The sequence below is a fragment of the Actinophytocola sp. genome, assembly GCF_045807065.1.
Lineage (GTDB): Bacteria > Actinomycetota > Actinomycetes > Mycobacteriales > Pseudonocardiaceae > Actinophytocola.
In genome coordinates, this window is sequence record NZ_JBJMIE010000817.1 from 1 (window position 1) to 12,050 (window position 12,050).

Consider the following 12,050-nt stretch of genomic DNA (forward strand, 5'->3'; position numbering starts at 1 on the left):
CCAGCGCACCGTCCGTCCTCCGCAGTGCCGCTATGCCACTGATCTTGCCGGTCATGCTGATCCAGCCGCTCCAGCCGCCGGCCGAGGTCTGGTAGTTGTGCCACGGCGCACCGTCGGTGCCGGTGCCGAAGACCTCCAGCCGGCCGTCCGCGTTGCTGATGGCCGCGATGCCGCTGATCTTGCCCGTCATGGACACCCAGCCATTCCACGCACCGCCGGGAGTGAGCTGCCAGTTGTGCCACGGCGCGCCATCAGTACCGGTCCCGAACAGCTCCAACCGACCGTCCGAACTGCGTACAGCCGCTATGCCGCTGACCTTCCCCGTCATGCTGATCCAGCCACTCCAACCACCGGCCGAGGTCTGGTAGTTGTGCCACGGCGCACCATCGGTACCGGTCCCGAACAGCTCCAACCGGCCGTCCGCATTGCTTGCCACCGCCAGACCGGTGACTTTGCCGGTCATGCTGGTCCAGCCACTCCAGGCGCCGCCAGGAGAGGCCTGGTACCGGAAGTACGGCACACCGTCGGCGCCGGTCGTGAACATCTCCAGCCGATCGTCGGCGTCCGCGGCGACCGCGTACCGGTGGGTGCCGCCGGACGAACTCCACAGGTAGTCGACGATGATCTTCGCGTCGCTGACCTGGCTGGCGTACCGGTCCGGGAAGGCCGACACCTGGACCCGCTGGCAGACCGCGCCGATCTCGGCGTCGGAACTCGCGTTCATCCAGCTGTTGTTCGGGTACTTCGACAACATCGAACCGAGGAACGCGTTCGTCGCCCAGATCGGGTCAAGACGCTGCGCCGCAGTCCCCCACGAGGCCCGCTGCTGGAACAGGCCCAGGCTGTCGTGGTCGACCTCCTCGCTGATGTTCTGCAGATGCGTCTCCACGATCACCGTGCTGATCGCGATGACCGCCGCCTTGCGGTCCAGACCACGGTCCCGGACCGCCTGGACGACCCGCCGCGCGCAGGAGGCCCGGTAGGCGCTCATGTTGCCGCGCATGTCCTTGGTCAACGTCGGGTTCAGCGTGTTCGCCATCGCCGTGTCACCGGCGTTGGTACCGACCAGGTCGCACGCGGCGGTCGCCGCCAGTGTGGGAATGGTGACCTCCGCCGGCAGGGGGACGTGCGGCGGTGTCGGGTCCGGCGGCGCCGCGGTGGCCGCTCCGGCAAGGCCGAGCACGACAGTTCCCAGCACGGCCAGTACCGCGGTAGTCGTCGATAATCGTCTCATCAAGGTCATTGGTCGTCTCCCTCTGTGATGCCTCGTGAATGGCGCTGTGGATCAGATGGGGCGACCGAGGCTGTACCAGCCGCTCCAGGATCCCGGGGACTGTTCCCAGTTGTGCCACGTCGCGCCGTCGGTGCCGAGACCGAAGATCTCCAGCCGGCCGTCCGTGTTGCGCACGGCCGCTATTCCGTTGACCTTCCCGGTCATGGACACCCAACCGTTCCACGCGCCACCGGGCGTGAGTTGCCAGTTGTGCCACGGCGCGCCATCCGTGCCGGTGCCGAAGATCTCCATCCGGCCGTCGGCATCGTTGAGGGCCGCGATGCCGCTCACTTTTCCGGTCATGGAGACCCAGCCGTACCAGGCGCCACCGGGCGTGCGCTGCCAGTTGTGCCATGGCGCGCCATCAGTGCCGGTCCCGAAGATCTCCAGCGCACCGTCCGTCCTCCGCAGCGCCGCTATGCCACTGATCTTGCCGGTCATGCTGATCCAGCCACTCCAGCCGCCGGCCGAAGTCTGGTAGTTGTGCCACGGCGCACCATCCGTACCAGTACCGAACACCTCCAACCGGCCGTCCGCGTTGCTGATGGCCGCGATGCCGCTGATCTTGCCCGTCATGGACACCCAGCCATTCCACGCGCCGCCGGGAGTGAGCTGCCAGTTGTGCCACGGCGCGCCGTCGGTCCCCGTCCCGAACAGCTCCAACCGTCCGTCTGAACTGCGCACAGCCGCGATGCCGCTGACCTTGCCCGTCATGCTGATCCAGCCACTCCAACCACCGGCCGAGGTCTGGTAGTTGTGCCACGGCGCACCATCCGTGCCCGTGCCGAAGACCTCCAGCCGACCATCGGCGTTGCTGACGGCCGCCATCCCGGTGACCTTGCCGGTCATGGCGGTCCAGCCGCTCCATTCGCCGCCGGTCGTGGTCTGGTAGCGGAGGTACGGGGCGCCGTCCGCCCCGGTCGTGAAGACCTGCAGCCGATCGGCGACGTCCACGCCCACCGCATGCCGGTTGGTGCCGCGCCACTGCGCGACCGTCTCACCCTTGAGGACACTGAGCACCGCGCGCTTGTTGTCCAGACTCGTGGTCTTGTCGCGATCCTCGCTGAGGTGGATGTGCCACAGATGGGAGTTGTCCGACGACGAGCTCTGGTCGCGGCGGAAGTCCCACCCTTCGACGTCACCGTCGTTGTCCGCCTGACCGAAGAACTCCTTCCACCCGTCCATCCGGGGATCGTTGGGATCCTGACCGGACGCCAGCAGACGTTTCGAGTATGTCGAGATCGTGGCGTAGTTCCCATCCTGGGCGTCGGGGAAGGTCCAGTCGTACGCCGCGGCCTTGTCGGACGGGCCACCGAGGTCTTCCGGGTCCCGGATCGAGTAGTTCCCGGCGGAGTTGGCGTCTCTGGTGTTGTGATAGCCCGGTTTGTTGGCGTAGATCCCCCCGTCTTGCGAGCCCGGTTGGAGCGACAGCAACTGCTCCATCAGCCACCACGACTCGTCGGTGATCCGGGAGGGATTCGGGTTGCCGGCGGCCGAGGTGCCGTTGGTGACCCCTGAGTCGGTCGTGTAGGTGGATCCGTCGGGCGTGTTGGCTCTTGCCGCCGGACCGTTGAGCACTGAGATGAATGCCAGTGCCGTCGCGGCGAGCAGGAATATCCCTCGGAATGTCCGGGTGCTCGAGGACCGCACCCGTCGGCTCGACGGGCGATGTGGTGAGCGCATGGATGTCCCCTGCGATTCGGTTGATGTGTCCGGGCGGGTGTCGGTCGCCCGCTTGTGCCCACCGTTCTGCACCGATGGGCGCCGCCGATGGATCCCGACCGAATCCGAACACCGCTCCCGGTACCGGCGTTCGGATTCGGTCGGGATCTCCGCATGGCGGCGACGGAGGGCGGACTGTGACAACACATCGATTGGTGCAGGAGAGGAAGCTACGCATGAGACTGTTCCCACGCGGCCGCGGTGTGGTCACCGCCGGGATCGCGATCGCGGCACTGTTGTTCACCGCCGGCCCGGCTGCCGCCACACCCGCGGCGGGTTCGCCAGGAGCCGCGTCCGTCACCGCGCCGGCCGCCGCCACCGGACTCGCCGACTGCCTCCTGGGGCGCGTGTGCGTGTGGGTCAACGCCGACTTCGGTGACGGGCCCGGGCAATGGGAGGACAACGAGAGCGACTACACGCGGTACCCGCACCCCAGCTGCGGCGACCGCGCCAGCAAGACCTGGAACAACTGCGCGTCGTCGGTCTACAACCACGGCGCGCACTGCAACATCATCTTCTACGACAACACCGGGATGTCCGGCGCGACGCTGCCACTGCGGCGGGGCAGCTATCTCGCCAACCTGACGCTGAACAACATGAGCGACGGCGCCCCCGCGAACGACCGCTTCGGCTCGCACCGATGGTTCCAGTGCGCCTAGTGGCACGAGCAACGGTGTCGCACCGGCTCGTCGCGGTGCTCGCCGGGTTGGTGGTGCTGGCCTGTTGCGCGTGTGCGCCGCAGGCCAGCACCACTCCGGGCACCGGTCCGGCACTGAGCCCGGTCGCGCTCGACCTGGTCACCGGCTCGGGTGACCAGCCGGCCAGGGAGCAGCAGCTCGACGTCGCCGAGGAACGGCTGACACAACGGTGCATGACCGCACGCGGACTGACCTACCTGCGCCACGAACCGCTGCCACCCAACGGATCCGACGAAGAGCGGGCAGCCGACCTGCCGCGTCGCCGAACCGTCGGCTACGGATTGGGCTCGTCGGGTGGGGGCCAACCGCCACCGGACCCGGACGCCGGTGAGCCGGCCTACGAGCGGGCCCTGTTCGGCGATCCCCGGCACCGCCAGGAACTGCGGCTGCCCGACGGTTCGCTCCACACGTTCCCGGGTGACGGCTGCATCGCGCAGAGCCGGACCGAGCTCTACGGCGACGTCAACCGCTGGGCCAGGGTCGTCTCCGTCCCGCCCGTCATCGACAACGTGCTCCGCGACCGGACCCGCGAGGCTCCTGCGTTGACCAGGGCCAACGCGCGCTGGACGTCCTGCATGGCCGCCGCCGGTTTTCCCTACCCCACACCGGAAGCGGCCATCGAGGACCTGTCGGCCGCCTACACCGGGCACGGCTCGACGCCCGCGCTCAGAGCCCGGGAGACGGCCACCGCCGTCGCGGACGGGGAATGCGCGATCCGCGCGCACGTGCCGGCCGCCGACCTGGCGGTGCGGCGGGAAGCGGCCCGGTCACTGCCGGCCGAGCAACGGGAGGAGCTGAACGAACTGGCCACACTGCAGTGCGCCGCGTCCCAGCACGCCACCAGGATCACCGGACACAGCGCGCCGGTCTGCTGACTGCGGCGAGTTCAGGCCCCGGACTCATTCTCGCTGGTCGTGGTCGCTGTCGTCGACGCTCGTGAGGTGGGCACGGATCTCGTCGGCCTCCGGCATGCCGAGGTCGGTGTAGAGGGTCAGGGCATGGTGGTAGTACTCCCGGGCGTGGGTGCGGTCGCCGAGGGTGCGGTGGGCGTGGCCGAGGCCGGCATGGGCACGGGCCTGCTGCTCGCGGTCACCGATGTCGGCGGCGACGGTGTGGGCGGCGGTGTGGCGGGCCAGAGCGTCGGCAGGGTGACCAGCGGTGTGGACGGCTTCCCCGAGACCGTTGAGCGCCCACACTTCGCCGTCCCGGTCGCCGGTCTCGCGGAAGATCGTCAGGGCCTGCTGGTGGTGTTCGACGGCCTGGACGGGCTGGCCGAGGCGGGTGCGGAGGATCCCGATGCCGTCCAGCGTCCAGGCTTCGGCGTCGCGGTTGCCGAGTTGCCGGGACAGGGCCAGGGCCTGCCGGTAGTAATCGGTGGCCTCCTGGTGGCGGCCCGACCGCAGCATGACCCTGCCGAGGCTGATCAGCGTGTGGGCTTCGCCAGTCCGTTCACCGATCTGCCGGAACAGAGCCAGGGCCTGCCGGTGGTGGTCGGTGGCCTCCTGGTGGCGGCCGAGCCGCAGCTCGACGATGCCGAGGTTGTTCAGCGTGTGGGCTTCACCGATCCGGTCGCCTGCCTGCCGGCTCAGGACCAGGACCAGGACGTAGCGGTCAGCGGCGGCCTGGTGCTGGCCGGCCATCGTCTCGATGATGCCGAGGTTGTTCAGGGCGCGGGCTTGGCCGGCGAGGTCACCGGTCTGCCGGAACAGGTCCAGCGCCCGCTGGAAGTGCTCGGCGGCCGGCCCGTACCGGCCCAGCCGGAAGTGGGTGCCGCCCAGGCTGGTCAGGGCGTGGGCCTGTCCTGTCGGGTCGCCATTGTCGCGGGCGGCGTTGCCGGCGTGACCGTGCACGGTCAGGGCGTCGGTGTGGTGTCCGCTGTCGAGGTAGCGGTACAGGGTGCGGGCGAGTCGGGTGGTGTGGGTGGGCCAGCCGTGGCCGGCGGTGTGGACGGCTACCCCGACGAGGGTGGGGCGTTCGGTATCGAGCCAGGCGCGCGCGGTGTCCGGGTCGGTCAGGTCGGGGGTGGGGGTGCCGGCCGGGGGGATCCGTGGCCGGTGGTGGGCTTCGGCGGGGTGCAGGGTGTTCATGGCGTCGGCGCTGGTGGCGAGGTAGTGGTCGAACAGGCGGGTCAGGGCGGCGCGACGGTCGGGTGGGCGGTCCTCGTCGTGGGCTCGGGTGGTGGCGTGGGCGCGGATGAGGTCGTGGAAGGTGTATCGGCCGGGGGTGCCCTGTTGCAGCAGGTGGTCGTCGTGCAGGAGGCGCAGGTGGGTGTGGGCGGTGGACAGGTCGGTGTCGGCCAGGGCCGCGGCGGCGTGGGCGTCGAAGTCCTGGCCGGGGTGCAGCGCCAGGAGTCGCAGCAGCCGTTGCCGGTCGGTGGGGAGGTGGTGGTAGGACAGGTCCAGGGCGAGCTCGACCGCGGTGTCGAGGCGCCGGTCCTGGTGGCGCTCGTCGAGCCGGTCGGCGTGGTCGGTCAGTGTCCAGCCGGGTGTGGCGCGAATGTGCGCGGCGAGTAGACCCAACGCCAGCGGCAGGTAGCCGCAGCGCCGGGCGATGCGTTCCGGGGCGTCGGGGTCGGGGCCGAGGGGAACACCTGGTGCGGTCCGGGTGAGGAAGCGCAGAGCTTCTTCCGGGGTGAACACATCGACCGCGAGGTGGACGGCGGAGCGCAGGTCGGTGAGGCCGCGTCGGCTGGTGACCAGCGTGAGGCAGCCGGGAGCGTCGGGGAGCAGGGGGCGGACCTGGTCCGCGGAGAACGCGTTGTCCAACACCACGAGGGCGCGGGTGCCGACCAGCCGCTCTCGGTAGAGGGTGACGCGGGACTCGATGTCGTGGGGAACGGTGTGGCCTGGCACGCCGAGCAGACGCAGGAAGCCGTCCAGGACGGCGGCGGGGTCGGCGGGTGGTTGGGTGGGGTCGGGGTGGAACCCACGGAGGTTGACGAACAGCACCCGGTCGAACGGCTGCTGCTGGTTGAGGACGTGTCCGGCGTGGATGGCGAGCTGGGTCTTGCCGACACCGGCCATGCCCTCGATGGCGGAGATCACCACCGCACCGCCATCCTGCCGGTTGTCGGCCAGGGCCTGACAGAGCCGGTTCAGTTCGGTGGTACGGCCGGTGAACGCGGCCAGGTCCTTCGGCAGGCTGTCCTGGACCCGGACCTGCGAGGCCGCCGTGCTCTCCCCGCTGATGACCTGGAGCGCCTGGCGCCACTGCGCCACGTAGCCGGTGTCCGGATGCAGCGTCCGCACCACCGCCACGACCAGCTCGGTGTTCACCCGTCGCCGGCCGAGCCGAAAACAGTCCACGACCGTGGTCTTGCCCGCCAGCTCACCGGCGGGCCGGCCCTCTGCCGCCCAGGCGGCGTTGACGCGATCCTTGATGGTTCCGTAGGAGGGATCACCGGCCCAGACCTTCAACAACCGCAACCGTTCGACGAGACCGTCGAGGGTGGTCGCCTGCCCGGGATCGGGCAGCACCGCGAATGTGACCGCTGGTTCTCGTGAGAGTGACATGACTGGTCTCCCCCTTCCCTGCGACCAGTATCACCTCGACATCCGCCAACGGCACCAACTGGGCGGCATTCTCAACGAGTACCATCACCGCTGACCTGCATATACGACGTTTTCGGCAAGCACAACGCGTTGACCCCGGAGGCGCTGCAGGCACGCCTGTTACCGATGGAACGGGCGGCAAACGTGTGTCGTCCACCCGTCGGAGGGTAGATACGACGAGTGCCGGAATTGCACGTACAACAATACGAGACCACGAACAATGTAACCTTCCTACCGACATTCCACGGCGTGACTCGAAAATTCAAATATTGTCAGCTTGCGTGAATCTCTGATTCGCGGACAAGGCGACAGGCAATATGCACGGCTGCCCGATGAGGCGAAGGCTCCTTCATCTGATTGACGTCAGGTATGCGGGAGAGGATGCTCACTCAGGTACGCACGGCGGTTCTGGGGAGCGCGAGTGTGACAGCACGCCTGCTCCCTTCCGGATGGAATCCGAAGAGGACACGATGGCTCTGCTGCGAATTTCCGCGCCTGCCGGCTCGCTGCCCGGTCCTGAGGAGATCGAGGGGCTGGACATCCGCGTTTCGACGGTCGAGCGCTTGGCGGCGGATCGTTATCAGATTTCCGGCCATGGTCCCGAGTCGCTGATTCCCGAACTGGAGGCACGCGGCTGCGAGGTCGAGGTGCTGATGAGCACCGACGAGGTCGAACAGTTCCTCAGCGAGGTCGCCGCGGCGGTCAGTCCGCCGGACGACGAAGAGCTGGGGACCTGAGATGCCTCCGCCGTACCAGGACATCAAGGTTCCGCTGCGTCCACGCGAGATCGAGGCCGCGCTGGCCGATCTCGCCACCACGTACGGACCGCTGTGCCAGCGAACGGTTTTCGGCACGAAAACGGCCCGTGGCAAGGAACACAGTTACATCAAGATCGCGAACGGCAGCGGTGCGAAGAGGCCGGCCGTCCTCATCATCGGTGGGGTGCACGCCAACGAGTGGGCACCGCCGGACGCGTTGGTGACCTTTGCCCGCAACCTGCTCGTGTCCTACGACACGGGCACAGACGTCGTGTTTCCCGCGATGACCGTCGCACCAAACGACGGGCCGCCGGTGGCCTACCGCGAGTGGCGGATGAAGGCGTCGGACGTGAACGCCATCATCAGCGCGGTCGATCTGTACCTGTTCCCGAACGTCAACCCGGACGGCCGGGAATGGGAACTCAGCCATCCCACCCCGATCGGTTGGCGCAAGAACCGCAGGGGGCCGGCCAACGCACCATACGGCGTCGATCTCAACCGGAACTTCGACATCATCCGCGAGTTCGAGAAGTACTACGACGTGGCCTTGTACAAGCAACGGTACGGCGGGAGCGAGCCGGCAGGCACGCAATCCTCTCAGGATACCTACCGGGGCGACAGGCACCCGACCACGCATCAGCTGGTGACCGAGCCGGAGGTCAGCCACGTCCAACAACTCCTCGACACACTGCCGATCCGCTATTTCGTCGATGTGCACATGGAAGGTCGCAAGATTCTGTTCTCCTGGGGCATGGAGGAGGACGGCGACGACCCGGCCATGCGCTTTGACAGCCCGGACCCGAAATTCATCGGCAAGAGGGACGGGCTCAAGTCCGACGACGCCTTGTGGGCGACGCCGCCGATGCAGGGAATCACGGACTACAAGGAATACCTGCCAGATGATCCGCCGCACCGCATCCGTTCCAGGGCTGAACTCATCGCGCGGGTGATGCGCGGCTCGATCATGCTTGCCGCGACCGGCCACCACGATCCGCAGGTGACGACCCCACAACAGCACTACTCGAACTACACGGTGGGGCAGAGCGCATTTCTCTACCTGCCTGTCGGCGGTGGTCCGAACTCGGGCTGCTCGGACGACTACGCGTGCAGCCGGCAGTTCGTCCACCCAGAACGCAAACCGATCTTCGCATACACCCTCGAGACCGGGCACTCCGACGAACAGGGTCAACACCCTTCCTACGACGACCAAAAAAATCACTTCAGGAAGATCAACCGAGAGATCCACGCCGCGTTGTTCGGCCTGCTCCAGGCGGCGGCCGCAGGCTGTTTCATCGCGACCGCCGCGATGGGCACGGAAGACCACCCGGATGTCGAGTACCTGCGGGCACTGCGGGACGAACGGCTACGCGCCACCCCACGTGGCGCGCGGGTCGCGGACGTGCTCAACCGCGTCTACTACAGCTTCAGCCCGGCGGTGGCCCGGTACCTGGACGTCCACCCCCGCGCACGGAAGACGGTACGGGTGCTGGTGATCCGACCACTCGCCGCCGCGCTGCGCCGGATCTTCGGCGCCGAAGGGGGAGGTCGCTGATGGCCGGGACCATGGCACGCCTGGCCGTCGAGGTCGGGAAGATGCTCGAGCCGCTCACGGAACGCCTCACCGCCGGGCAGGCCGTCGAGTTGTTCGCCGAGGTCGGCCTGCCCGTGCCGCCCTCGGTCGCCACGTCGCCCGTCGTCCGGGACGCCGTCAGCTCGGCACTGAACGTCGTCGCCGCGGTCCCCGCCAAGGTCACCGCGCTGCTCGAGGCCGAGAACGCGGGCGAGGACGCCGCGGCCGCCGCACTGGGCGAACTGGTGCTGGTGCTGGGCGGCGCGTACGCCGCGGTTCGGGCCATGGCCGGGGCAGTGGCGGCAGCCGTCACCAGTGCCGGCCCGGTCAGCGCACCGATACAGGCGGTCCTCGCGGACCTGCCCCAGCGGCTGGTCGGCTTCACCTCGGTCACCTACCTGCTGCAGAAGCGTCCCGCGCTCGGCACCACATTGGCCCTGTTCGGGCTGGTCGACAACACCGTGGTGCCACCCGACGGTGACCGGCCTGCCTACGAGCACCGGCAGCTCCGGCTCGACCGGCTGCGGGTCTTTCTGAGCGACCCACTGCGGGCACTCACCGCGCTCTACGGCTGGGGCACCCCCACGGCCGCGCTGGACGCACGGCTGCTGCTCGGCAGACTGCGTGACCTCACGAGCGCGGTCGGCATCCCGACCGTGCTGCTGACCGGCCCCGACGGTCGCCCGGAGCTCGCCGCATACCTCTTCCGACTCGACCCGGTCCTCGCGACCCCACCGGGCACGCCGACGCTGCTCGATCTGCTGCTCGACATCTTCGACCTCAGCGGCCTCGACCTCCCGTTGCCGTTCGGCAGGACATGGGCAGCCCACCTGCATGGCAGCGGCGCGTTGAACCTCGGTCCGGTCCTGCGGATCGAGCCACCCGCGACCCTGCGGCCGCAGACACCGGCGCCGAACGTCCACGGCGAGGTGTCGGTGACCTTCGACCGAACCCCGACCGGCACCGGCCCGATCGTGCTGATCGGGACCGCCACCGGCACCCGGTTGACCGTCGAGGCCGTACATGTGGCACTCGGTGTCGCGTTCGGCGCCGACGCCGGTGGGGTCAGTGCGCGACCCGTGCTCGACATCGAACTCACCGGCGGCAGGCTGGTCATCGACGTGGCCGGCGCCGACGGGTTCATCGCCGAACTGCTGCGTGGCGTCAAGCTCGAGGCCGCGTTCGACCTCGCGATCACCATCGACCCCGAACACGGTCTCCAGTTCCGCGGCAGCGGTGGGCTGGAGACACAGATCCCGGTACACGTGCGGCTCGGCGCGGTGGAGATTCCGCAGATCTACCTCGGGATGCGCCTCGCTCCCGAGGGCCCGACGCTGGAGCTGTCCTCCGGGCTCTCGGCGGCCCTCGGTCCGGTCAACTCGGTCGTGGACCGCATGGGTGTGCTCGTCGAACTGTCCTTTCCGGACGGTGGCGGCAACGTCGGCCCGGCACAGCTGGACTTCGCGTTCAAGCCGCCAACCGGGGTGGGGCTGTCGGTCGAGGCCGGGATCGTCTCCGGCGGCGGGTTCCTGTCCTACGACCCGGTACGTGGGGAGTACGCGGGGGCGCTGGAGCTGGAGTTCGCCGGGATCGTCGAGGTCAAGGCGATCGGGCTGATCACGACTCGGATGCCGGACGGCAGCAAGGGTTTCTCGCTCCTGATCGTGCTGAGTGCCGAGTTCGGCGGCGGTGGCATCCAGCTCGGGTTCGGGTTCACGTTGCTCGGCGTCGGCGGGATTCTCGGGCTGAACCGCCGGATGGACCTCGACGCGTTGGTCGAGGGCGTGGTCACCGGATCGATCCAGTCGGTGATGTTCCCTAAGGACGTGGTGGCCAACGCGCCGCGGATCATCAGTGATCTGCGGAAGTTCTTCCCGCCGGAGGACGGCACGTTCCTCGTCGGCCCGATGGCGAAGATCGGTTGGGGCACGCCGACGCTGGTCAGCGTCTCGCTCGGGGTGATCGTCGAGGTTCCACCCGGCAACATCGCGATTCTCGGTGTGCTCGAGTGTGTACTGCCCAGCGAGGACATCCCGTTGCTGGTGCTGCGGGTCAGCTTCGTCGGGGCGCTCGAGGTCGACAGGTCACGCCTGTGGTTCTTCGCGAGGCTGTTCGACTCACGCATCCTCAGCATGACCATCGACGGTGGGATGGGCCTGCTCGTCGGCTGGGGCGACGACCCCGACTTCGTGTTGTCGGTCGGCGGTTTCCACCCCGCGTTCACCCCGCCGCCGCTGCCGTTCCCGGTGCCGCCGCGCCTGTCCGTGGACATTCTGAACTCGCCTGGCCAGCTGATCCGGGTGTCCGGCTACTTCGCCATCACCAGCAACACCGTCCAGTTCGGCGCGAAGGCCGAGCTGCGGCTCGGCTTCAGCGACTTCGGCATCGAGGGCCACCTCGGCTTCGACGCGCTCTTCCGGTTCTCCCCGTTCTCGTTCGTCGTGCACGTGTCCGCCGGGGTCTCACTCAAGGCGTTCG

General features: G+C 68.5%; 8 protein-coding genes. 5 read left to right on the forward strand and 3 right to left on the reverse strand.

What is annotated here, in order from left to right; all coding sequences use genetic code 11:
* Both ACJ73U_RS47160 and ACJ73U_RS47165 read right to left on the reverse strand, forming a co-directional pair.
* On the reverse strand, positions 1 to 1,243 hold a 1,243-nt coding region (locus ACJ73U_RS47160; RefSeq protein WP_407784341.1), incomplete at its 3' end, for a hypothetical protein.
* 42 nt (positions 1,244 to 1,285) lie between these two features.
* Positions 1,286 to 2,851: a hypothetical protein gene (locus ACJ73U_RS47165; protein WP_407784342.1), complete on the reverse strand. Its 1,566-nt coding sequence runs from the start codon at positions 2,849 to 2,851 to the stop codon at positions 1,286 to 1,288.
* Between the two features lie 320 nt (positions 2,852 to 3,171).
* On the opposite strand from ACJ73U_RS47165, the gene ACJ73U_RS47170 reads away from it, so the two are divergent.
* Both ACJ73U_RS47170 and ACJ73U_RS47175 read left to right on the forward strand, forming a co-directional pair.
* A complete protein-coding gene (locus ACJ73U_RS47170; protein ID WP_407784343.1) occupies positions 3,172 to 3,654 on the forward strand; it encodes a peptidase inhibitor family I36 protein in 483 nt (160 codons plus the stop codon).
* Positions 3,654 to 4,568 (forward strand): hypothetical protein, encoded by a 915-nt coding sequence (locus ACJ73U_RS47175; protein ID WP_407784344.1) that lies wholly within the window; start codon positions 3,654 to 3,656, stop codon positions 4,566 to 4,568. The genes ACJ73U_RS47170 and ACJ73U_RS47175 overlap by 1 nt, the downstream gene beginning before the upstream one ends.
* 24 nt (positions 4,569 to 4,592) lie before the next feature.
* On the opposite strand, the gene ACJ73U_RS47180 is transcribed toward ACJ73U_RS47175, so the two are convergent.
* The gene (locus ACJ73U_RS47180) at positions 4,593 to 7,205 is read right to left on the reverse strand and encodes a tetratricopeptide repeat protein (protein ID WP_407784345.1); all 2,613 of its coding nucleotides are present in this window, start codon (positions 7,203 to 7,205) and stop codon (positions 4,593 to 4,595) included.
* A gap of 509 nt (positions 7,206 to 7,714) precedes the next feature.
* On the opposite strand from ACJ73U_RS47180, the gene ACJ73U_RS47185 reads away from it, so the two are divergent.
* From ACJ73U_RS47185 to ACJ73U_RS47195, 3 genes are all read left to right on the forward strand, one after another.
* Positions 7,715 to 7,981: a hypothetical protein gene (locus tag ACJ73U_RS47185; RefSeq protein WP_407784346.1), complete on the forward strand. Its 267-nt coding sequence runs from the start codon at positions 7,715 to 7,717 to the stop codon at positions 7,979 to 7,981.
* Position 7,982: 1 nt separating this feature from the next.
* The gene (locus ACJ73U_RS47190) at positions 7,983 to 9,554 is read left to right on the forward strand and encodes a M14 family zinc carboxypeptidase (protein WP_407784347.1); all 1,572 of its coding nucleotides are present in this window, start codon (positions 7,983 to 7,985) and stop codon (positions 9,552 to 9,554) included.
* On the forward strand, positions 9,554 to 12,050 hold a 2,497-nt coding region (locus tag ACJ73U_RS47195), incomplete at its 3' end, for a DUF6603 domain-containing protein (RefSeq protein WP_407784348.1). The genes ACJ73U_RS47190 and ACJ73U_RS47195, both read left to right, overlap by 1 nt.